This is a genomic window from Clostridium sp. K04 (assembly GCF_019734375.1).
GTDB lineage: Bacteria > Bacillota > Clostridia > Clostridiales > Clostridiaceae > Clostridium > Clostridium saudiense.
On the sequence record NZ_JAASHD010000036.1, the window covers coordinates 1 to 22,637 of the forward strand.

23 protein-coding genes are annotated in these 22,637 nt (G+C 28.8%); 1 reads left to right on the forward strand and 22 read right to left on the reverse strand.

Going from position 1 to position 22,637, the window contains the following annotated elements:
* Positions 1-81: 81 nt before the first annotated feature.
* From dnaJ to gpr, 9 genes are all read right to left on the reverse strand, one after another.
* Positions 82-1,218 (reverse strand): molecular chaperone DnaJ, encoded by a 1,137-nt coding sequence (dnaJ, locus tag HCG70_RS13620; RefSeq protein WP_055275807.1) that lies wholly within the window; start codon positions 1,216-1,218, stop codon positions 82-84.
* Positions 1,219-1,347: 129 nt separating this feature from the next.
* The gene (dnaK, locus tag HCG70_RS13625; protein WP_042396412.1) at positions 1,348-3,210 is read right to left on the reverse strand and encodes a molecular chaperone DnaK; all 1,863 of its coding nucleotides are present in this window, start codon (positions 3,208-3,210) and stop codon (positions 1,348-1,350) included.
* 53 nt (positions 3,211-3,263) lie between these two features.
* Positions 3,264-3,860: a nucleotide exchange factor GrpE gene (gene grpE / locus HCG70_RS13630; protein WP_042396414.1), complete on the reverse strand. Its 597-nt coding sequence runs from the start codon at positions 3,858-3,860 to the stop codon at positions 3,264-3,266.
* A gap of 23 nt (positions 3,861-3,883) precedes the next feature.
* Positions 3,884-4,912 (reverse strand): heat-inducible transcriptional repressor HrcA, encoded by a 1,029-nt coding sequence (gene hrcA, locus HCG70_RS13635; protein WP_042396416.1) that lies wholly within the window; start codon positions 4,910-4,912, stop codon positions 3,884-3,886.
* Positions 4,913-5,103: 191 nt separating this feature from the next.
* On the reverse strand, positions 5,104-6,234 hold the full coding sequence (gene hemW / locus HCG70_RS13640; protein WP_042396418.1) for a radical SAM family heme chaperone HemW: 1,131 nt from the start codon (positions 6,232-6,234) through the stop codon (positions 5,104-5,106).
* 193 nt (positions 6,235-6,427) lie between these two features.
* On the reverse strand, positions 6,428-8,233 hold the full coding sequence (lepA, locus tag HCG70_RS13645) for a translation elongation factor 4 (protein ID WP_042396423.1): 1,806 nt from the start codon (positions 8,231-8,233) through the stop codon (positions 6,428-6,430).
* Between the two features lie 133 nt (positions 8,234-8,366).
* Positions 8,367-8,816, reverse strand: a complete 450-nt coding sequence (locus tag HCG70_RS13650; protein WP_042396425.1) for a hypothetical protein — start codon at positions 8,814-8,816, stop codon at positions 8,367-8,369.
* 65 nt (positions 8,817-8,881) lie between these two features.
* Positions 8,882-9,979, reverse strand: a complete 1,098-nt coding sequence (locus HCG70_RS13655; RefSeq protein ID WP_221697880.1) for a stage II sporulation protein P — start codon at positions 9,977-9,979, stop codon at positions 8,882-8,884.
* Positions 9,980-10,148: 169 nt separating this feature from the next.
* The gene (gene gpr / locus HCG70_RS13660) at positions 10,149-11,123 is read right to left on the reverse strand and encodes a GPR endopeptidase (protein WP_195953085.1); all 975 of its coding nucleotides are present in this window, start codon (positions 11,121-11,123) and stop codon (positions 10,149-10,151) included.
* 175 nt (positions 11,124-11,298) lie between these two features.
* Between gpr and rpsT the strand changes: the two genes are divergently transcribed.
* Positions 11,299-11,562: a 30S ribosomal protein S20 gene (gene rpsT, locus HCG70_RS13665; RefSeq protein WP_042396431.1), complete on the forward strand. Its 264-nt coding sequence runs from the start codon at positions 11,299-11,301 to the stop codon at positions 11,560-11,562.
* Between the two features lie 70 nt (positions 11,563-11,632).
* On the opposite strand, the gene holA is transcribed toward rpsT, so the two are convergent.
* From holA to spoVAD, 13 genes are all read right to left on the reverse strand, one after another.
* The gene (holA, locus tag HCG70_RS13670; RefSeq protein WP_042396433.1) at positions 11,633-12,664 is read right to left on the reverse strand and encodes a DNA polymerase III subunit delta; all 1,032 of its coding nucleotides are present in this window, start codon (positions 12,662-12,664) and stop codon (positions 11,633-11,635) included.
* A gap of 19 nt (positions 12,665-12,683) precedes the next feature.
* On the reverse strand, positions 12,684-14,381 hold the full coding sequence (locus HCG70_RS13675) for a ComEC/Rec2 family competence protein (protein WP_221697881.1): 1,698 nt from the start codon (positions 14,379-14,381) through the stop codon (positions 12,684-12,686).
* 120 nt (positions 14,382-14,501) lie between these two features.
* Positions 14,502-14,822, reverse strand: a complete 321-nt coding sequence (locus HCG70_RS13680) for a hypothetical protein (protein WP_042396437.1) — start codon at positions 14,820-14,822, stop codon at positions 14,502-14,504.
* Between the two features lie 42 nt (positions 14,823-14,864).
* On the reverse strand, positions 14,865-15,281 hold the full coding sequence (locus HCG70_RS13685; RefSeq protein WP_042396439.1) for a YbaN family protein: 417 nt from the start codon (positions 15,279-15,281) through the stop codon (positions 14,865-14,867).
* A 62-nt stretch (positions 15,282-15,343) separates the two neighbouring features.
* Positions 15,344-15,643, reverse strand: coding sequence for a nitrous oxide-stimulated promoter family protein (locus HCG70_RS13690; RefSeq protein ID WP_042396442.1), 300 nt, complete (start codon positions 15,641-15,643; stop codon positions 15,344-15,346).
* Positions 15,644-15,780: 137 nt separating this feature from the next.
* On the reverse strand, positions 15,781-17,451 hold the full coding sequence (locus HCG70_RS13695) for an amino acid ABC transporter ATP-binding/permease protein (protein WP_154820581.1): 1,671 nt from the start codon (positions 17,449-17,451) through the stop codon (positions 15,781-15,783).
* Between the two features lies 1 nt (position 17,452).
* Positions 17,453-19,252, reverse strand: coding sequence for an ABC transporter ATP-binding protein/permease (locus HCG70_RS13700; protein ID WP_042396446.1), 1,800 nt, complete (start codon positions 19,250-19,252; stop codon positions 17,453-17,455).
* Between the two features lie 195 nt (positions 19,253-19,447).
* Complete coding sequence (locus tag HCG70_RS13705) at positions 19,448-19,732, reverse strand: DUF2325 domain-containing protein (protein WP_042396448.1); 285 nt, start codon at positions 19,730-19,732, stop codon at positions 19,448-19,450.
* 18 nt (positions 19,733-19,750) lie between these two features.
* The gene (locus tag HCG70_RS13710) at positions 19,751-20,389 is read right to left on the reverse strand and encodes a DUF3793 family protein (protein ID WP_154820580.1); all 639 of its coding nucleotides are present in this window, start codon (positions 20,387-20,389) and stop codon (positions 19,751-19,753) included.
* Between the two features lie 8 nt (positions 20,390-20,397).
* A complete protein-coding gene (locus HCG70_RS13715) occupies positions 20,398-20,814 on the reverse strand; it encodes a flavodoxin (protein ID WP_042396450.1) in 417 nt (138 codons plus the stop codon).
* Between the two features lie 140 nt (positions 20,815-20,954).
* Positions 20,955-21,113 (reverse strand): DUF1540 domain-containing protein, encoded by a 159-nt coding sequence (locus HCG70_RS13720; RefSeq protein ID WP_070098841.1) that lies wholly within the window; start codon positions 21,111-21,113, stop codon positions 20,955-20,957.
* A gap of 120 nt (positions 21,114-21,233) precedes the next feature.
* Complete coding sequence (spoVAE, locus tag HCG70_RS13725; protein WP_042396451.1) at positions 21,234-21,590, reverse strand: stage V sporulation protein AE; 357 nt, start codon at positions 21,588-21,590, stop codon at positions 21,234-21,236.
* Positions 21,591-21,613: 23 nt separating this feature from the next.
* Positions 21,614-22,630, reverse strand: a complete 1,017-nt coding sequence (gene spoVAD / locus HCG70_RS13730; protein ID WP_042396452.1) for a stage V sporulation protein AD — start codon at positions 22,628-22,630, stop codon at positions 21,614-21,616.
* Positions 22,631-22,637 lie beyond the last annotated feature (7 nt).

The following is a 22,637-nucleotide window of genomic DNA, read 5'->3' on the forward strand; positions in this document are numbered from 1 at the left end:
TATGCAAAAAGGAGGATTCGAATTCGAACCCTCCTTTTTTTATCGGCTAATATCAAAATTTATTTTGATACAGCCCCTTTTTTATTTCTTATTAAATAGATCCTTTAGGCCTTTTTTATGCACTATTTCTCCATCTATACTTTCTCCACAAGCTTCCATGAATGCTTCTAAAGCTTCTTTTTGCTTTGAATTTAAGTTCTTAGGAATATCAACAACTACTTTAACATATTGATCTCCTCTTACTGATGAATGAACCTTAGGAACTCCTTTTCCTTTTAATCTAAACATTGTTCCTGATTGAGTACCTGCTGGAATAGTATATTTAACTTCTCCATCAACCGTAGGAACAGTAATTTCTACACCTAATGTAGCTCTACCCATTGATATATGAGTTTCAATATATATGTCATTTCCTCTTCTATCAAATTGTTTCGATTTAGCCACATTTATTCTAATATATAAATCTCCTGGAGGTCCATCATTAGAACCATGTTCCCCTTGTCCTCTAAGTGGCATAACATTACCAGTATCTACACCTGCAGGAACATTAATCTTTATTTTTCTAGTCTTTCTAACTTTTCCTCTTCCGCTACAGCTTGAACATGGTGTTTCAACAATTGTTCCTTTACCACCACATCTATCACATGTAGAAGTTGTTACAAAGCTTCCAAGAGGACTTTGTCTTTGCATCCTTACTTGACCGCTTCCATTACAAGTTGGACATGTCTTTGGCGAAGTTCCAGGTTGAGCACCTGTTCCTCTACAAGATTCACAATTTTCATTTCTGTTAATTGTAATTTCTTTTTCAACTCCAAAGATAGCTTCTTCAAATGTTAGATTTAAAGTATATTCTATATCAGCACCTTTCATAGGTCCATTTCTTCTTCTTGAAGAGCCACCGCCTCCACCAAAGAAACTTTCAAATATATCTCCAAAACCTCCCATATCAGAGAAGTCAAATCCACCAAAACCACCTGAACCAAATCCACTTCCATCAAAGTCTGCAGTACCATATTGATCATATCTTGCTTTCTTTTCTGGATCAGAAAGCACTTGATATGCTTCATTTATATCTTTAAATTTTTCTTCTGCTTCCTTATTCCCTTGATTCTTATCAGGATGATATTTAATAGCTAGCTTTCTAAAGGCTTTTTTTATCTCATCATCACTTGCACCTTTTTCAAGTCCAAGCACAGCATAATAGTCTTTATTTGCCATCTATAACGTCACCACCTTATTTATATTTACATTAGTCTATATTATCACTTAAAACTTTTTTCGTAAACACTTTAACTTTTAAAAAGGGAAGACGACTATTGTCTTCCCTATCTAATTATTTATTATTTATTATTTTTCATCTTTAACTTCGAAATCAGCATCTACAACATTGTCATCATGAGCTGGACCTTGGTTAGCATTTGCTCCACCCATGTTGTTTGGATCAAATCCTGCACCTTGAGCTCCTGCTGCACCTTGTGCATCTGCATACATCTTAGATGATATAGCATAGAACTCTTGAGTTAATTCTTCAGTAGCTTTCTTAATAGCTTCTAAATCTTCTCCATCTTTAACAGCTTTTAATGCATCTAATTTAGCTGTAATTTTAGCCTTATCATCAGCAGAAATCTTGTCACCAAGTTCTTCTAATTGCTTTTCAGTTTGATAAACTAATTGGTCTGCATTGTTCTTAGTTTCGATTGATTCTTTTCTCTTCTTATCTTCTTCAGCAAATCTTTCTGCTTCTTTTACTGCCTTTTCTACTTCTTCATCTGAAAGGTTAGTTGATGCAGTAATTGTAATATTTGCTTCCTTACCAGTTCCCTTATCCATAGCAGATACTTTAACAATACCATTAGCATCTATATCAAATGTAACTTCGATTTGAGGAATTCCTCTTGGAGCTGGAGCTATTCCTGATAAAGTAAATCTTCCTAAAGTCTTGTTGTCAGTTGCCATTTGTCTTTCACCTTGAACAACGTGAATTTCAACTGATGTTTGACCATCTGCAGCTGTTGAGAATATTTGACTCTTCTTAGCTGGTATAGTTGTATTTCTTTCAATTAATGGAGTTGCAACTCCTCCTAAAGTTTCAATACCTAATGTTAATGGAGTAACATCTAATAATAATACATCTTTAACTTCACCAGTTAATACACCTGCTTGAATTGCAGCACCCATAGCTACACATTCATCTGGGTTAACTCCCTTTGAAGGTTCTTTTCCTGTAAAGTTCTTAACAGCTTCTTGAACAGCTGGTATTCTTGTTGATCCACCAACTAAGATTACTTTATCAATTTGACCAATTGTTAAACCTGCATCTGATAATGCTTTCTTCATTGGTTCAATTGATCTTTGAACTAAATCATGAGTTAATTCATTGAATTTAGCTCTAGTTAAGTTCATATCAATATGCTTTGGACCTGTAGCATCAGCAGTAATGAATGGTAAGTTGATATTTGTTTGCATTGATGAAGATAATTCAATCTTAGCCTTTTCTGCAGCTTCTTTTAATCTTTGAACTGCACTCTTATCATTTCTTAAGTCAATTCCATATTGTGATTTAAAATCATTTGCTATATAATCAATAATCTTTTGGTCAAAGTCATCTCCACCTAGGTGAGTATCTCCATTTGTAGATAATACTTCGAATACCCCATCACCTAATTCAAGGATAGATACGTCGAATGTACCTCCACCTAAGTCATAAACAAATATCTTTTCGCTGTGATCAGTCTTATCTAATCCGTAAGCTAATGAAGCAGCTGTTGGTTCGTTTATTATTCTTAATACTTCTAATCCTGCTATTCTACCAGCATCTTTAGTCGCTTGTCTTTCAGCATCATTAAAGTAAGCTGGAACTGTGATAACAGCTTGAGATACAGTTTCACCTAAGTATGCTTCTGCATCAGCTTTAATCTTTTGAAGTATCATTGCTGATATTTCTTGTGGTGAGTAAGTTTTATCATCAATTTTAGTTTTATGATCTGTTCCCATTTCTCTCTTTATTGAAATTATTGTGTGTTCTGGGTTTGTAATTGCTTGTCTTTTAGCAATTTGTCCTACTAATCTTTCACCATTAGCTTGGAATGAAACTACTGATGGAGTAGTTCTAGCACCTTCTGAGTTAGTGATAACTACTGGTTCTCCACCTTCCATAACAGCTACACATGAATTTGTTGTACCTAAATCAATACCTATTATTTTTCCCATAATATATTTCCTCCTTGAATTTTACATATCTATATTGTAAATTTACTTAATTACTATTTTGCTACAGTAACCATTGAATATCTGATTACTTTATCGCCTCTCTTATATCCTTTTTGATATACTTGAGCTACATCATTACTTGATAAATTTGCATCTTCAACAACTGAAATTGCTTGATGTAAATTTGGATCAAAACCATTAGTTGTATCAATTTCTTCAACACCTAATTTTTCTAAAGAGTTTAAGAATCCTTTTATTGTCATCTCAACGCCTTTTTTAAGATCTTCTACATTTCCATCTACTGCTAAAGCTCTTTCTAAATTATCAGCTACAGGAAGCATTTCCTTTAATACATCTGTACAAGCATCTGTATATATTCCTTCCTTTTCCTTAGCCGTTCTTTTTCTATAATTGTCATACTCAGCAGTTAATCTAAGTAACCTTTCTTTTAAAGCTTCTACTTCATTAGAAAGTTTTTTATTTTCATCTTTCATTTTTCTTATTAAAGATAAATCATCATTTTCACTATATTCTTCTACGATTTCCTCAGCTTCTGCAGCTTCAGCTTTATCTACATTATCTGTATCTTCTATAACTGGTTCATTTTCAACGATTATATCTTCATCTTTTATATCTTTATTTTCTTCCATCTTTACACCTCTTCTCATTTTAATCAATACTCTTGGTCTTTAAGACTTTTGTTTAACTCTTTTATAACTTGAGCCATTATAGTAACTACCTTTGAATAATTTATTCTTTGTGGACCAATCAGCCCAATACTTCCAATAGGTCTTCCTCCTAAAGAATATTCTGCTGTAATTACTGAACACTCCTTAGCTTCCGGAATATAATTTTCATCACCAATTTTTATTGATATATCTCCACTATTCTCTAATAGTTCTATAACACAATCCTTATTACTTATTAATTGAAGTACTTCCTTTGCCTTTTCAATATCATTATACTCTGGATAATTGAAAAGGTTGGTTGTTCCCTCAACTACCAAATCTGACTTTGAATTATTATTTAAACTATCATATAAAGCTGGAAGCATTGCATTAAATAAATCATCGAATCCTACTAGTTCATTCTTAAGTTCATTAATGACTTCTAAATTTATAGCTTCTATTGTCAAATTCTTAAGCTTTGAATTTAATACCTCATTTATTCTAATAAGTTCTTCATTACTTGGTACATTATTTACTTTAATTCTATGATTTTTAATAACACCACTATCAGTTACTATTACAGCAATTAAATTAGAATCATCTATTCTTATTAATTGTAGTGATCTTATATAACTTCTCTTCATAGAAGGTGTTTGAACTATACAAGTTAAATTTGTTAACTCTGATAATAAAACACAAGCTTCTTTTAATATTGTATCAACTTCATGCATAGCTGAATTAATTAAATATTCTTTAATTCTAAGCTCTTCATCTTTACTAAGCTTTGGTGTTTCCATTAACTTATCAACATATAACCTATATCCCTTACTAGAAGGTATTCTTCCTGCTGATGTATGAGGTTGCTCTAAATAACCCATTTCTTCTAAATCCGCCATTTCATTTCTGATGGTTGCAGATCCTACACCTAAATCATACTTCTTAGCTATTGTTCTTGATCCAACAGGTTCTCCTGTTACTATATAGTCATTAATAATGGCTTGAAGTATTTTAATTTTTCTTTCATCAATAGCCATTTCATCACCCCTATTGTTAGCACTCATTTAACTCGAGTGCTAATGACTACATTATCAATATATTCTTATTTGTTTTTTTTGTCAATTTCATATTTCTTCAAATTTTCAACTATTTTTTTATATAATTTAGTTTTTTCTTGAATATCTCTTTCCATCTCTATAATACTCCTCTTTTCTTAGTGTTTTATTTTTTACTTATCTAATATAAAGTCAGACATTACATAATTAGATACTTCTATTCCTTTTGTAGTTAAAAACATATTATTATTATTTAAAATTAATAAACCATCTTTTATATTCTTCTCAATGGCTTTGCTATATATACTCCCAATATTTGCACCAAATTTTTTCTTAAACTTTACTAAATCTATACCTTTTAACATTCTTAATCCCATGAAAATAAATTCCTCAATTTCATCTTCTATAGAATTAATATGTTCTTCTACAACAACATTCTCATTTTGCTTTATTTTTTTTATATACTTACTAATACTACTTTCATTTACTTTTCTTATTCCATTTATATATGAACTACTTGCACATCCAACTCCAATATAATCTTCTAAAGACCAATAAACCTTATTATGTTCACATTCCATTCCATTTAATGCATAATTAGAAATTTCATATTGATGGTATCCATTTTCTTTTAATATATTCTTAGTTAATTTATCCATAATTCTTTCTTCATCTTCTGCTGGAAGATTCAACTTATTATTTTCATACATTTTATAAAAAGCTGTTCCCTCTTCTATTATTAAACTATACGCTGAAATATGTTCTGGCTTTAACTTACATATTTGATTTAATGTATCTTTCCATAATTCTATCGTTAAATTTGGCAATCCATACATTAAATCCACATTAATATTATTAAATCCAATTTCTCTAGCAAGATTATAGTTTTCTAAAAATTCACTAAATGTATGAATACGACCAATTTGTTTAAGTAATTTATCATTACATGATTGTAATCCAAAACTTATTCTATTTACTCCGTTTTCTTTCATTACCAACAATTTTTCTTTTGATAATGTTCCTGGATTGCATTCCATTGAATACTCAATATTATCCTTAAATTTTAATTTATTTATAGCTTTTAATAATTTCTTTAATTCTTCAGTTTCTAAATGAGATGGTGTTCCTCCGCCAATAAAAATAGTTTTAATTACATAATCCGAGCATTTTTCATCTATTTCCTTAATTAATGCATTTACATACTCCTCTCTATATTGTTCTTTTCCTGCAAATGTAGGGAAATCACAATAAAAACACCTTTGCTTACAAAATGGTATATGTACATATAAACTAATTTCTTTCATTATTTCATCCTCCAAGTTATTTAATTTCAAGTGACAAGTAGCAAGTTATATTTAAAACTCATTATAAAGTTTCTAAAATATATTTATTATTTTATACTAATCTTATTTTTTCAAAAATTCTTACTTCCTGATTATTAACTCATACTTATTATTTAACAAAAAAGACATTGCAACTGCAATGTCTTTTCCTTTATTAATCTACTTTAAGAACAGCCATGAATGCTTCTTGTGGTACTTCTACAGATCCCACTTGTCTCATTCTCTTCTTACCTTCTTTTTGCTTTTCAAGAAGCTTCTTCTTTCTTGAAATATCTCCACCATAACATTTAGCAAGTACGTCTTTTCTCATAGCTTTAACTGTTTCTCTAGCTATTACTTTAGATCCTACTGCTGCTTGAATTGGAACCTCAAACATTTGTCTTGGAATAATTTCCTTAAGTTTTTCTGCAATTCCTCTTCCTTTATGATAAGCTCTTTCTTTTGGAACTATCATTGATAAAGCATCAACTATATCTCCATTTAATAATATATCAAGCTTAACAAGCTCTGTTTTTGTATATCCTTTGAATTCGTAGTCAAATGAAGCATAACCTCTTGTTCTTGATTTTAATGTATCAAAGAAATCATATACTATTTCATTTAATGGCATATCATAGTTAATACAAACTCTTGTAGTTTCTAGATATTCCATATCTATGAACGTTCCTCTTCTCTCTTGACATAAATCCATTATTGCTCCAACGTAATCAGTTGGTGAAATAATAGATGCTTTAACAACTGGCTCTTCCATATAATCAATTTCTGTTGGTTCTGGTAAGTTTGTTGGATTAGTTAAGTCTAAAACTTCTCCATCTGTTTTAGTTACCTTATAAACAACGGAAGGAGCTGTTGTTATAATATCTAAATTAAACTCTCTTTCAATTCTTTCTTGAATTATTTCCATATGAAGTAATCCTAAGAATCCACATCTAAAACCAAATCCTAAAGCTATAGATGTTTCTGGTTCAAAATCTAAAGCTGCATCATTAATTTGTAATTTTTCTAATGCTTCTTTTAACTCATCATATTTAGCACCATCAACTGGATAAATACCTGAGTAAACCATAGGTATAGCCTTTTTATATCCTGGCAATGGCTCTGCTGTAGGTCTATCTGCCTCAGTTATAGTATCACCAACTCTAGCATCAGCAACATTTTTAATAGATGCTGTTATATATCCAACATCTCCAGCTCTAAGTTCACTAATTGGTAAGAACTTTGGAGTAAATACTCCTACTTCAGTTACATCATAAATCTTATTAGTTGCCATAAGCTTTATTTTTGTTCCTGGTTTTACAACACCATCTTTAATTCTTACATAACAAACTACACCTTTATAGCTATCATAATAAGAGTCAAATATTAATGCTTTTAATGGAGCTTCTTCATCTCCTGAAGGTGCTGGTACCTTTTCTACTATTGTTTCTAAAACTTGCTCAACATTTAATCCAGTTTTTGCTGATATCATAGGTGCATCTTCTGCTTCTATCCCTATAACATCTTCAATTTCTTGCTTAACTTCATCAGGTCTAGCTGATGCTAAGTCAACCTTATTTATTACTGGTGCAATTTCTAAATCATTATCTAATGCTAAATAGCAGTTTGCTAATGTTTGTGCTTGAATTCCTTGTGTTGCATCTACTACTAACACTGCACCTTCACAAGCAGCTAAACTTCTTGAAACCTCATATGTAAAGTCTACGTGTCCTGGTGTATCAATTAAGTTTAATATATATTCTTCGCCATCAGCACGTCTATAAATAAGTCTTGCTGCTTGAGACTTAATTGTAATACCCCTTTCCTTTTCGATTTCCATATTATCAAGAACTTGTTCTTCCATTTCTCTTTGAGTAAGAGTCCCTGTAATTTCTAATAATCTATCCGCTAGGGTTGACTTACCGTGGTCTATATGTGCTACTATTGAAAAGTTTCTAATCTTTGATTGTCTATTACTTTGCATATATCTTAACTGCTATAAAATTAGCAGCTTCTTCACCCCCATATTGTTAAATCAAGCTAAATTATAACATAGAGTATAGAGTAAGTGTCAAGGATAATAGCATTGAAATGATATTATCCTTCATTACTACACACTAATTACTATTATTTTTTATAAATTCATCTACACTTTTATCAAATTCGCTCTTATTATTATCTTCATTTTTTATATTTTCATTTTTAGTTTTTGTAATTTTAATTATTTTATCCTTTAAACTTGAACAAGTATTACTAATATAACTTCCTAAAGTCTTTATTGAATTAATAAGAAAATTATTATTAGTTAAATTAATTGACTTATCATACACCTTAACTGTAGCAAGGCCATCATTTTTTTCACCAACATAAATTTTCACAGGACTCTTATCCATTATAAACTCTTGAAAGTCTTCACCAAATTCCGTACTAACAACTTTAAAGTTATCATCAGTAGTTCCTAATGGTGATAATGATTCAGTATTTACAATATTTATTTTAACAAATCCTATTATCAATAAAATAACCGCTACTAATGGTACAAAATATTTTTTTATCAATTTAAACATAAAAAGCACCCCCTAGTACTTAGCTATAAGGATGCTCAATTTTATTTTTTTTATTCAACTATTTACTATTTATTTAAATACTCTGCAATAACTCTAGCTAGATATTTTGCACTCAATTTAGCTTCTTGTGCAGTATTAAGATCAGTTCCAAATTCTGTTAATATACATGCCGGACTCAATTTTTGATTAAATGTGTTAGAGCCATGATTATATTCATATAATCCCGTACCATCTTTTCCCTCTCCCATTAATCCTGGGAAAAGTTCTTCAGAAATAGAAATCATTCCATTTACTGCTTCCATCATTTGTGAATAATTAGGTGAATTTTTTGATGTAACAAATAATAATCTTGCTAAACTTTGATCATTTATTACTGTTGTTGTTGCTTCTTTACTAGGTCCACTATTTCTATGCAAATCTATAATTAACTTTAAATTAGGAAATTGATTTATATAACTTTGAACTGTAGGTTCTGATCTATAATATGACTGATCATATGGACTAGTATCATGTATAGTCTTATCATGAATAACTGAAATACCATATCCCTCCTGCAACTCTTGTGCTAATACATCACCTACTCCTACAACACTAAAATCTTCTTGTTCTGTATCTGATCCTGCTTCAGCATATCCCTCATGCGTATGGGTATGATAAATTAATATTTCTACATTTGATGCATCTAATGTCTTTTTTAGAGAAGGATTATATGCCTCACTTGTTTTTTCTAATTCAGCTTTCTCCTCTTCAGTAACTCTAGCTATACTTTCTTCTTTCATCACATATGGTTCAAAGAAACTAAAAGTAGATTTAGCCTTGGCCCCCGAATCACCAGTATGGTTAGATATTTCTTTAAAAAATGAAACTTCACTTCCAACTATTCCATATGTAGATATATTATTAAGACCTAACGCTTCTACTATAACTCTTTTTAAACTTACTTTATTTTCCCTATATGCTGTACTATCATATATTTGTGTTTCAACAACTGGCATTGAATAATTAAGTAACTGCACATATGCTAGTCCACCACGCTCACTATAACTATTTACAACCTTTACTGCTCTTATTGCAAATATAATCATAAGAACTAACAATATTATATATCCTATACTAATATGCTTTTTCTTTTTAGCCTTTTTATTACCATTAACCCACTGCATTGTAAATCCCTCCTCACCCTATATATATGGTGGGATTTACATAATTATTAATAATTTTATAAACAAATTGGTTTTATTAGTTAAGAGTTAATAGTTATAAGTTAGTAGTTTAGGTGCAAACTACTAACTTATAACTTCTAACTAAAAAAGTATTTTTCACTTTTTTTCATTAGTTCATGAATTTATTTATCTCTTCCATATCCATATTGGGTTGAATTGCGATATTTATTCCATTAGCTATTATTTTAGCTAATGACTCTATTACTGTATCAACATCCTTTGGAGTAACCATTAAATCCCCAAATGATGGATTTAATATTTCTCTTATAAGCATATTTTTCTCATTTCTATCTACACTTTTTAGCATATTATAAAACTCTTTTCCTTTTTGTGATTTATTTATTAAGTCATCTAATAATAAATCCATAGTATCATTTGCTATTGTTGCAGCATCAACTACTGTAGGCACACCTACAGCTAAAACTTTCACTCCTAAACTTTGCTCATTAATTTGCATTCTATGATTTCCTACACCAGCTCCTGGTGATATTCCTGTATCTCCTATTTGTATTGTTCTATTCACTCTTTCAAGTTTTCTTGAACCTAATGCATCTACACATATAACTAAATCTGGCTTTATTCTTTCTACTAATGATTTAATTATTTCTCCGGTTTCAATTCCTGTTATTCCAAGCACACCTGGAGCAATAGCGCATACTGGTCTTACTGAATCATCAATAGCATCTGGCATTACTTGTTTTAAATGTCGTGTTACCATTATTTTTTCTGCAACTTTTGGTCCTAATGCATCCGGAGTAACATTCCAGTTTCCTAGTCCAACCACTAATGCTAACTTATCTTCAGAAATATCTACAAGCTTTTTCATTACCCTTCCTACAATTAATGATAATTCATCCATTGATTCGCCATCATATGGTGTGAATTCTGGGAAATCTATTGTAATATAATGTCCTTTTGGCTTACCAAGTTCCTTTCCTGCTTCATCACTTTCTATGGTTACTGTAGTAATTTTAACCTCCCCTTCCATTTCTTCATCTACTTTTACTCCATCAAGCTCTCTTTTATTTTCTTCTGTATATGCCTGTTTTGCTTCAATTGCAAGGTCTGTTCTTACATTTATCATAACGTTCCTCCTAAAATTTCTTAGTCATCAAATTTATTTTCCCAAATAAGTTTTAATTTCATACTTGAACTTAAAAACTTTAGGTGTTATAATATGATTTGTTGAAAATGAACTCGTACGCAGATTTCCCCAAAAAACTGCAGAGGCCCTATAAAATATCAAGGGGGTGAATTGAATGGCAAACATTAAATCAGCAAAGAAAAGAATTAAAGTTACTGAAAAGAAAACTTTACAAAACAGAATGATTAAATCAGCATTAAAAACTGCTATAAAGAAGTTTGAAGCTGCTGTTGCTGCTAATAACGTTGAAGAAGCTAAAGCTTTATTCGTTAAAGCTGCTAAGTCTTTAGACATGGCTGCTCAAAAAGGTACTGTTCATAAGAACATGGCTGCTAGAAAGAAATCAAGATTAGCTGCAAAGTTAAACGCTATGGCGTAATAAAATAAGAAGCCGGTGAGTTATCACCGGCTATTATTTTACACTTTTTTTATTATGAAAATTTAAAATTTTATTTGACCATAAATGTTTTAAATAACATAAGTTCCATTTCCATTTGCTTATCTGTTGTTGATGATTTTAATTTTGTTTCAGTATTAACACATACTTTAATGAGTTCACTTAACTGTTTTATACTAAATTTAGATGCTTGATTCATTAATTTTTCACATACAAATTGAGGTAATCTATATTTAGACATAAAGAAATCTAACCTTTTACCTCTTCCTAAATATACTTTTATTTCATATAATCTTTTAAAATGATTCCCTATAGATGAAATAATTAGCATATGCTGATCTGCTTTAAATAGTAGTTCATCTAATAAATCTATTGCCTTTTCAACTCTTCTTATAGAAATATATTCAACTAAATCAAAAATATCATCTTCACTTTTATTTTGTATTAATTTATCTATATCTTCCTTAGTTATTTCTCTCCCAATTGCATAACAATCTAATTTATCTACTTCCCTTTTAATAATATCAAAATTATTTTGAACCTTATCAGCAAAATATCTTAATTGAATTTTACCTATGCTTCTTCCCTTTTCTTTAAATAAATCTTCAACTTTTTTATAATATTTATCTTTTTTTAGTTTATCACAATGAACAACTTTAACATATTTATCTAAAGTAGATAGCTTTTTATTTTTTTTAGGAGTATCTCTCTTATCATTAAATAAATAATACATAATTAGTACTGTATGCTTTGGTAAGTCCTTTATGTATTTTAAAAGTTCTGTATATGTTTTTGCTCCATCTTTATCCGGTTTATCCTTTAGAAAATTAGCTCTATATACTAATACAACCTTTTTTTCTCCAAAGAAAGGCAATGTCTCACAAGCATTTTCTATTTCATCAAAAGTAGTTGTTAAACCATCTAATTTTATAAAATTTAAATCTAAAAAATCTTTATCAACAACCTTCTTAATTATTGGATCAATACTTGATTTAATTAATTCCTCATCTAACCCACAAAATATATATCCATTTTCAATATTATTTTTTTTAAGTTCTCCTTCTAGAACATCTATATTAATCAATGTTTAATGCCACTCCTCACTAATTGTTAATAACCTCATCATTAAATAACGTTATTTCATTTATATCACCTTTTCTAAAATCTATTATATCATAATCATTATTATTTTTTTCATAATTCACAAATAGCAAATATTCATTTTTATCTGTAGTTAAAATGTAATTTTCACCTTTTTTAGTTAAAGTTATTTTATTATCTATTTTAATCTTATTTAAGTCATTTAATATACTATTTGTAAGACATACAGCTTTTAATTTTTCTTCATCAACCTTTTCCTTGGTTTGAATCAAAACCCGCTCCCCTCTATAACTTATTAAAAGTGCTCCATCATTATAATATTTTATTTTAAGAAAAGGACTATATATTAATAAAAATGTATATATTCCTATAATTAAAGGATAATATAAAAACACTTTAAATCCTTTTCTATAAAAATAATATGTTACTAGTATCCCTACATAAAAATAAGCAATAGTATAATGTAAATAAACTAAGCCAAAAGAAAAACTATCAAGTTTATACATAATAACATCTATGTATTTAATTATATAATGACAAATATACAAACTAAAATTAAATAAAATAGTAATATACTCAAAGAATACAAGACAATTTCCAAAGACAACTAATATATTAATAAATGGAACAACTATGATATTACCAATTATAAAATTTAAGGATATTTCATTAAAATACAATAAAATTATAGGAAAGGTTAGTATTTGAGCACTAATTGAAATTGCAATTGTACTTCTGAATAAATTAGGTAGCCTATAAAGCTTTTTATTTAATTTTTTACTAAATAATATTATTCCTAGTGTTGCTAAAAAAGATAATATAAATCCTAAATTATAAATATCATATGGCTTTATAAGTATAATTATTATACCTGCAAGCGACAAGGCTGCTAGAGGGCTATAATTACGTTTAACAACCATTCCAAGGTTTAATATCAATATCATTATATAAGCTCTTACAGCCGAAGCTGGTGCCCCTGTAAATAGCACATAAGCAAATGCTATAACCAAACTTAATTTAACTCCAAATATTCTTTTTAAAATACTATATACTAATGCTAAATGTAATCCTGATATTGAAATAGCATGAGATATACCTAAATTTTTCATTAAACTCTTATGATCCTCATCTAATTCACTTTTATATCCAAATGATACTGAAGTAATCAACGCTGCTTTTCTTCTACCTAGCTTTTCACTTATTTTATTAAATAATTCTTCTCTTCTTTTATAAAACTTAGAAATAATATCATCTTTCTCTATGTAATATTCTTCTATTTTATAATCTCCTACTATTCCTTTTACAATATTTATATCCTTGCTAAACTCCCCTCTTGCAATTAATTTATCACCAACATTAATTTCTTGATTAATATTATATAAATTTACTATACGCCCGTTAATTTCTCCTTTAGCATAATAATAATTACTAATATTAGTTATCCTAATAGCCTCTATATCCTTAGGAATATAAGAATAAAACCATATGTTATTATTTAAAGCTACAACAAAAAATAGAAAGATTAATATGGTTATCTTTATACCCTTAAAATATAATATAAAGGCAAAAAAACTACATACATAAAAAACTCCCATCAACTTATTCTTGCTATATGCTTCATATGAAATAGACGATAATATAAATGTAATAAAAATATATACTAACGGATTGCTTAAATCCTTATATTTATTGATATTCATTTGAGCAACACCTCATTAAATAAGCATTACCAAATTTCCATTATATAAATCACAAACACAAAAAAAAGACTTTACTTACTTGTAAAGCCTATAATAATTTATAATATTATTTTTTATTAATTACAGAAATTTAATAGCTATAGGTAAATATACAAAGAACCCTATAGTAAATATAATATGGATTTTCTTATATAATTTATAGTTATTTTTCATCATAACTCCAGTTATTCCAATTACAATCATAATAACTGCAAAACCAATATACTTTATAAATCCTTCTTGTCCAATTCTTAAAATAAATTCAGCTATCATAGCCAAAACTGATATACTTCCTAAAACTATATGTGTTTTTACGCATATACTCTTTTTTACCTTAAATAATTTTAATATATAATAAATTAATAATGATAAGCAAAAAAACATAGATGATATTCTTTCCATTGTTACAACTTCCTACTTTCTCTTTTATAAGTTTATATTCTACTAAGCCATTTCCCCTTTTGAAGCTTCCATATCTTTCTTTTCTTCTGGAGAAATTGTCCTAACCTTAAATGTAAAATAATATAATTTAATTATTATTAATACAATAATAGTTATTCTCATAGGTAATACATCCACTAAAATTAAAGGAAAAGCTAACATAAAATTGACAAAGCTTAATAATACAACCTTTTGCTTTAGTGTCATAGCCCTTTCTTTAACGAAACTCTCTAGATGCTTCTTATAAATATTAGAATTTGTAAACCAAGTATGAAATCTCTCAGATCCCCTTGCAAAACAAAATGATGTTACTAATAAAAATGGTGTTGTTGGTAATATAGGCAATATTACACCTATAAGACCTATTCCAAGTGCTAAAAATCCTAAAGTTATATAAAAATACTTCTTTGCCTTATTCATGTTTACTCCCCTTTAAATTATTAATTTTATATTTCCTAATCTTTATACTTTGATAATACCCATTACTTATTTAATGCATGTCTAATAAGTTCTAGAGGATTATAAATAATAAGTCTTGGTCCCGAAAACTTCATTACTTCTTTAACTTTTTCCTTCATGTCCTTTTTATAGCAATGAATAGGACATCTTGAGCAAGTTGATTTGTTTTCTCCAAACTTACAAAAACTTAATCTTTTATGGGCATACTCTAATAACTCTGCACATTCCTCACAAAGCTCACCTTTTTTATTCCCATGCTTCTTTTGACAATATATATCTATCATTAGCTTTATTGTCTTTTTTTCCCTATCAATTTTTCCCATATAAATTTTCTCCTAATCTATTAATGATAATCATTATCATATAGCTTTCTAATAAAAGGCTGTATTTGTTAAAATGAACCTTTGCCCAATTTCTTAAGTATGTTCATATTACATAGCAATACAGCCTTCCATTTAAATTAGCTTACTACTAACTTGCTATTTTCAAGCTTATAAGTCTTATTACAAACAGCAGTTGTTGATTTTCTATGTGAAATAAGTACTATTGTCTTATCTTCACAGTTTTCTTTTATTGACTTTAATATTTCACCTTCATTTAATGTATCTAAATTACTTGTAGGTTCATCTAGTATTAAAACATCTCCATTACTTAAAAATGCTCTTGCTAATCCAATTCTTTGTTTTTCCCCTGAAGAAAGATTTCCTCCAAGTTCCCCAACTTTTGTATCATATCCCTTAGGTAAAGTTTCAATAAAGTCATGTATAGAAGCCATTTTAGCTGCCTTTATAACTTCTTCCTTTGAAGCTTTTGGATTTCCTATCTTTATATTGTCTAATATAGATTCATTAAATAAATATGTTTCTTGACTTACTAAAGTTTGACTATTTCTAAGTGATGTTGTATTAACCTCTTTAATGTTCTTATTATCAAGATTAATTTTTCCGTCATTAACATCCCAGAATCTCATCATAAGTTTAACAAATGTACTCTTACCTATTCCACTTTCACCAATAAGTGCAATTTTATCACCTTTTTTAATATCAACTGATGCAGTATCAAAAATCTTTTCTTTTCTATTAGGATAAGAGAATGTTACATTATCATACGCTATTGATTCACCTTTTATTTCATGTCCATCTGCTACTTCTTCTACATGTGGTTCCTCATCAATTAAATCAAATAATCTTTCTGCACAAGCAAAAGTTTGAAGTAATGTATTTGAAAGGTTACTTAATGCAACTACCGGACCAAATGATGATGCTATTATTACTATTCCAACAAGCATCCATGTAAATGATATATTTCCAACTGAATATTGTGCAAATCCAACACCAACAAAAGTTAATATTGCAATCATTATAGTTAAATCTGTAATGGCTCTTATTATACCTTCATGTTCTTTAATTTTATCAAGGCTTTCATTTATTCTATGTGATTTTGAATTAATTTCATTTAATCTTTCATCACCAGATTTAAATAGTAAAACTTCCTTTAATCCTCTTAAAGAATCAAGTATATAATTATTACATTCACCAAACATATTTCTATATCTAACTCCAGCTTCTTTACCTAAGCTTGAAGAAGCATATGGTATTACAAATCCAACAGTTAAGAAGAATATAACTGATAATATTCCAAACCATGGATTTATAACATATAGTATTATTGAAATGATACTGTTTGTTATTATTGCAATTGATATTGGAGCTATAGTATGAGCATAGAAAACTTCTAAAAGCTCTATATCAGAAGTAATTAATGATATAAGATTTCCTTTTTCCTGACCTTCTAACTTTGCAGGTGCTAATTTTCTAAGCTTAGCAAATATTTTATCTCTTAATATATAAAGTATTTTAAATGCAATATAATGTCCTGATAACTGTTCACCATACCTTAAAAATCCTCTTAAAACTGCACTTACAGCCATAACTACCATGGCTCCTGTAAAGCTTATAAATGTAATATCACCTATAAAAGCCCCTATAGCTATTGCACCAAAGCTTGCTATTGCTATTGCAGCTAAGAAACCAACAACCCCCATACTTATAGTTATTGCCATAATTGGAGCTAATGGTTTTAATTCAACAATTAATCTCTTCATTATTTGGAAGCCTGATCTTCTTTTCATATTAGCAAACCTCCCTTATCATTTCTAATTCATTTTGTTTATTAACCATCTCATAGTAGCATGATTCATTTTTCATTAACTCATCATGAGTTCCATTTTCAACTAAAATCCCTTTATTCATAACATAAATATTTTTAGCTTCTGTTACGTTAGCTAACCTATGCGAAATTACTAATATAGTTTTATCCTTAGAAAGCTCATAAATTGCTTCCCAAATACTTTCTTCACTTTCAACATCTATATTAGAAGTTGCTTCATCAAATATAATCATTGGTCTATCAGCTAAAATAACCCTTGCTAGTGCTAATCTTTGCTTTTGTCCGCCAGATAATGCACTACCAGCTTGACCTACATCAGTTAATAATCCATCTTTTAATCCTTTTACAAAATCATATAATCTTGCAGTCTTTAATGCATTATTAATTTCCTCTTCAGAGGCATCCTTTTTAGCCATTAATAAATTGTCTAAAATAGTTCCATTAAAAATGTAACTGTTAGTAGAAACTAATGCTATATTTCCATAAATATTATCTAATGATATTTTTTCTATATTTGTATCATTAATATCAATTTCTCCCTTAGTTACTTTATGATTATTTAAAATAAGTGAAGCAATTGTACTCTTACCAGAACCACTTTCACCTACTATTGCAACTAATCCACCTGGTGTAATATCCATATTAATATTTTTTAATACTTCTCTTTCACCATCATAACTAAAATCAACATTTTTTAGACTAACTCTAACTTCATCTAATTTAATATTTTCATTTGTTTCAACATCTTTTTGTCTTTCTTCTGCATCTAAAATACCAAACATTCTATCACTTGCTGCCATACCATTCATAGCTATATGGAAGTATGAACCCAATAATCTAAGTGGTATAAAGAATTCAGATGAAAGTAAAATTATTATAAGTAAGCTACCTACTGGAATTTGTCCATTTTTAAATTGAATTAATGCAACTATAGTTCCTGCAGCAGCTCCACCAAATGCTACTAAATCCATTATTGTAATAGAATTAAGTTGCATACTTAAAACTTTCATTGTTATTTTTCTAAATTTTTCTGCTTCTACATTCATTTTTTCATGACGTTCTTCATCAATATTAAATACTTTTAACGTAGTTAACCCTTGAAGATTTTCTAAGAATGTTCCACCTAAATCTGAATAAGACTTCCAATAATCTTTTAATATTCTCTTAGCAATTTTCATTATTGCAATAATCGATACAGGAATAAGTGGTACACAAAGTATAAATACTAGTGCTGCTTTAAATGATATAAAACTCATAAATACAAATAATGTTACAGGAACTAAAAGAGCGTAGAAAAATTGAGATAAGTATTTTCCAAAATATATTTCAAGTTGCTCAATTCCTTCAACAGATACTTGAACTACTGCCGATGTACTTTCAACTGAAGTATAACCTGTTCCTAGTTTTAATAATTTTTTATAAATAAGTTCTCTTAACGTTACTCTAGCATTTGCTGATGCAGCATTTGAAAATTTAGCATATAAAATATTACAAGAATATCTTAGACTTAATAAAATTGCTATTATTACAATTGCAGCTAATAATGAAATTGGTCCCCAAACATTAAATTCCATCATTGCCCCTAAAATATTATTACCATCAACGTTTAATCTTTGTCCAATATAAATCTTATTAATAAATTGCCCTATTAATATTATGGTAATAATATTACATAAAACTGAAATCCAATTTACTAATATAGTTAAAGCTATATACTTTTTTGACTCTTTACAAAGGTTTATCAACCTTTTATTAATCATCATAATATCATTTCCTCCTTTGAATACTCAAATCATTTGAAATATTATTTCAAATGATTTCTATTATCACTTAAAACACTATAACCCAATTGATAATTATTTTCAATACTTTTTTTACAAAAATAAAAATTCCTCTATATATAACTATTAATTATAACTAGAGGAATCTCATATACACAATTATCATATTTATCTCTTTTAATTTAATACTATTTGCTTTATTAGTGATTCTACTGCATTAATTGTACTTTTATGATTTCTTATAACCATAATATTTTTCTTATCAGCCTCTCTCTTTGCTGTTAACACAAGTTTATGTGATACAACATCAGTTAATAATATTACAGCATCTGGCATTCCTATTTTATCTTTTAATCCAGTTTCCATTTGAGTAAAAACTTTCGCTTTACAATTATATTTCTTACATACCTTAATATATTCTTTGCTCATTTTATCATGACCACCAACAATAACTACACTCATATTTTTCTCCTTTTTCTTTTATATATTAATACTTTCCAACTCGTTAAATAAATTCTTTATGCTGTAAGCAACCTTATAGGATGAATCCCCATTTAATATATAACTTACTGTATGTTCCTTCACTTTGTCATATTTATGAAAAGTTTTCTTTGCTTCATGTAAATCATTATATACAAGCCAGTAACCGCAAGTTAAACATTTCTTTTCTTTACAATTCATAAAGTCCTTAACATCATTCAAAGGAAATCCTAAAAATACACCTAATTCATGTGGACAATTAAACTGTTTGTATCTTTCTTTTAATTTTAATAAATGATCATTAATATCACCTTCATTACAATATCCTAGCTGTAATAAAAATTCTTTATTCTCTTTTTTTAATACGTAATTTTCTAATTTTTTTTCATTATATATTAATATAATTAATGCATTATCACATTCTCTTAAATTTATATATTGAATATCAATCTTCTTTAAAAAGCTTATTCCATACTTTATCCATTTATCATATAGGTTGTCATTATCTTTTTTTATAGTAATAGTTGCTGATGGTTTTACTCCTGAAATTACCAGAGAGGCATTGTAAATTAAAAATTTTTCAATGCACTCTCTATCCTCCATTTTAGAAAGACTTTTATAAAATTCTACTTGTTTCAAATCTTATACTATACCTTTGCTATTTTAAGACCAAAATTTATGCACTCAGGAGATTCATCTTCTGGTTCATAATTAATAATTAAACCATCATCAATTAATGTACAACCTAAAGACTCCATTCTCTCTTGCCAATCTCTCATCCATTGGCCATCACCCCATCCATACGATCCAAATAAAGCAACCTTTTTACCAGAAATCTTAGAAGATATTCCTTCAATAAAAGGTTCAAATTCACCTTCTTCTAAAACTTCATCTCCCATAGCAGGGCATCCTAATATAACAACATCTTCATTATCAAAAATATCTAATCCAGCTGCAGAAACATTAACTACTTCTGCATCTTTTCCTCCGCTCACTATCCCTTTAGCAATTAAATTTGCCATTTTTTCTGTGTTTCCTGTACCTGAATAATAAACTATCTTCATTTCCTCTCCCCCTAAATAATATTGATATTCATTCTCAATTAATTATTATATTATATTATTACCAGTTCTTTGTCAATATATATCTCTAAAATACTTCATAAAAAAAGATGATATTAAAATTAATATCATCTTTATTTCTCTTATTTTAGTACAAAAGATTGGCAATCTGTACATTCAACTACTGTTGGATTTGCTTCGTGAGTACCAACAGTTATTGAATTTAATGTACAATAATTTTCTGAACAATCATGATGTTTACATTGTTGTACACTACATTTAATACTTGGATTCTTAGCCATAACATTCACCTCCTCATCTTCATTACCCTATTATTTTTACCTTATAATTTAATATTATTCTTGATAATAATTATCAACAATTTTACTGCTTAAATTATTATATAATATGTATAATTTAACTTATTTTTTTGTTTTAGGATTAAATATAAGAGCCATTAAGTATCCAAAAAAGATTGATGCAGTAATACCTCCAGCTGCACCCTTAATTCCACCTGTAAATGCCCCAAGCAATCCATCTTCTTTGACTCCCTTTATTGCGGCATCAGCTAGTGAATTACCAAAGCTCGGTAATGGAATTGTAGCTCCAGCACCTCCAATTTCAATTAACTTATCATAAATACCAAATCCCCCAAGAATAGCTCCTAATGTTACAAAAATAACTAATATTCTTGCAGGAGTTAGTTTTGTTGTATCCATTAATATTTGAGCAACAACACATATCAATCCACCAACAATAAATGCACTAACATAGTCCATTGTAAATTCCCTCCAATTTCTTATTAAAATTCAATAGCAACTGCATGCGCTATTCCCGGAATAGACTCACCTTGAAGAGATGATGTAGTACTCATTAATGCGCCAGTTGAAACTAATAATACACTTTTAATTTCTCTTCTCATTAATTTTTTATATAAATATCCACAGGTAACAACTGCAGAACAGCCACATCCACTTCCGCCTGAATCAGTCTTTTGTCTTTCATCATCAAAAATCATATCTCCACAATCAATATAATTATCCTTAACATCATAACCATATTCTGCAAGTAGCTTAGTAGTAATTTCCTTTCCTACCTTTCCTAAATCTCCTGTTGCAATAATATCATAGTCTTTAGGTGTTCTACCTGTATCCTTAAAGTGATTATATATAGTATCTACAGCTGCCGGTGCCATAGCTGCACCCATATTATTAGCATCCTTTATTCCATAATCTTTTACTAGTCCTGTTGTAACATAAGTAACTCTAGGATAATCCCCACTTCTTCCTAATACCATAGCTCCAGAACCAGTAACTGTCCATTGGCATGTTGGGCATCTTTGACAACCATATTCTAATGGAAATCTAAATTGTCTTTCAGCTGCACTAAAGTGTGAAGATGTTGAAGCAACAATATAACTTCCAAATCCCCCGTCTAAAAATAAAGATGCCATACTTAATGATTCTGACATTGTAGAACATGCTCCATATAATCCTATAAATGGAATATTAAGTTCTCTAGCTGCAAAACTTGATGATGTTATTTGATTTAACAAATCACCTGCAAATAAATAATCTATTTTTTCTTCTGTTAAATTAGCTGCGCTTATAGCACCCTTTATTGCTGTATACATCATTTCAGATTCAGCTTTTTCAAAACTATCTTTACCTAATGTATCATCACTAATTATTTCATGAAAATAATCTTTTAAAGGTCCATCACCTTCTTTCGGACCTACTATGGAATAAGTTGAAATAATTTTAGGTGGATTTTCTAATTTTATTGTTTGCTTTCCAACCTTTTTATCTTTAACAGCCATAATTTTA

Coding starts and splice junctions, on each gene's coding strand:
- hemW (WP_042396418.1), bottom strand. CDS start 6,234: ATGAAAGAAATTAGTTTATATGTACATATACCATTTTGTAAGCAAAGG.
- HCG70_RS13655 (WP_221697880.1), bottom strand. CDS start 9,979: ATGCAGTGGGTTAATGGTAATAAAAAGGCTAAAAAGAAAAAGCATATT.
- HCG70_RS13700 (WP_042396446.1), bottom strand. CDS start 19,252: ATGATGATTAATAAAAGGTTGATAAACCTTTGTAAAGAGTCAAAAAAG.
- rpsT (WP_042396431.1), top strand. CDS start 11,299: ATGGCAAACATTAAATCAGCAAAGAAAAGAATTAAAGTTACTGAAAAG.
- HCG70_RS13695 (WP_154820581.1), bottom strand. CDS start 17,451: ATGAAAAGAAGATCAGGCTTCCAAATAATGAAGAGATTAATTGTTGAA.
- HCG70_RS13650 (WP_042396425.1), bottom strand. CDS start 8,816: ATGTTTAAATTGATAAAAAAATATTTTGTACCATTAGTAGCGGTTATT.
- hrcA (WP_042396416.1), bottom strand. CDS start 4,912: ATGGCTATTGATGAAAGAAAAATTAAAATACTTCAAGCCATTATTAAT.
- HCG70_RS13715 (WP_042396450.1), bottom strand. CDS start 20,814: ATGAAGATAGTTTATTATTCAGGTACAGGAAACACAGAAAAAATGGCA.
- gpr (WP_195953085.1), bottom strand. CDS start 11,123: ATGATAAATGTAAGAACAGACCTTGCAATTGAAGCAAAACAGGCATAT.
- lepA (WP_042396423.1), bottom strand. CDS start 8,233: ATGCAAAGTAATAGACAATCAAAGATTAGAAACTTTTCAATAGTAGCA.
- HCG70_RS13675 (WP_221697881.1), bottom strand. CDS start 14,381: ATGAATATCAATAAATATAAGGATTTAAGCAATCCGTTAGTATATATT.
- spoVAE (WP_042396451.1), bottom strand. CDS start 21,590: ATGGACTATGTTAGTGCATTTATTGTTGGTGGATTGATATGTGTTGTT.
- HCG70_RS13690 (WP_042396442.1), bottom strand. CDS start 15,643: ATGGGAAAAATTGATAGGGAAAAAAAGACAATAAAGCTAATGATAGAT.
- dnaK (WP_042396412.1), bottom strand. CDS start 3,210: ATGGGAAAAATAATAGGTATTGATTTAGGTACAACAAATTCATGTGTA.
- HCG70_RS13705 (WP_042396448.1), bottom strand. CDS start 19,732: ATGAGTGTAGTTATTGTTGGTGGTCATGATAAAATGAGCAAAGAATAT.
- HCG70_RS13680 (WP_042396437.1), bottom strand. CDS start 14,822: ATGGAAAGAATATCATCTATGTTTTTTTGCTTATCATTATTAATTTAT.
- spoVAD (WP_042396452.1), bottom strand. CDS start 22,630: ATGGCTGTTAAAGATAAAAAGGTTGGAAAGCAAACAATAAAATTAGAA.
- dnaJ (WP_055275807.1), bottom strand. CDS start 1,218: ATGGCAAATAAAGACTATTATGCTGTGCTTGGACTTGAAAAAGGTGCA.
- HCG70_RS13685 (WP_042396439.1), bottom strand. CDS start 15,281: ATGAATAAGGCAAAGAAGTATTTTTATATAACTTTAGGATTTTTAGCA.
- HCG70_RS13720 (WP_070098841.1), bottom strand. CDS start 21,113: ATGGCTAAGAATCCAAGTATTAAATGTAGTGTACAACAATGTAAACAT.
- grpE (WP_042396414.1), bottom strand. CDS start 3,860: ATGGAAGAAAATAAAGATATAAAAGATGAAGATATAATCGTTGAAAAT.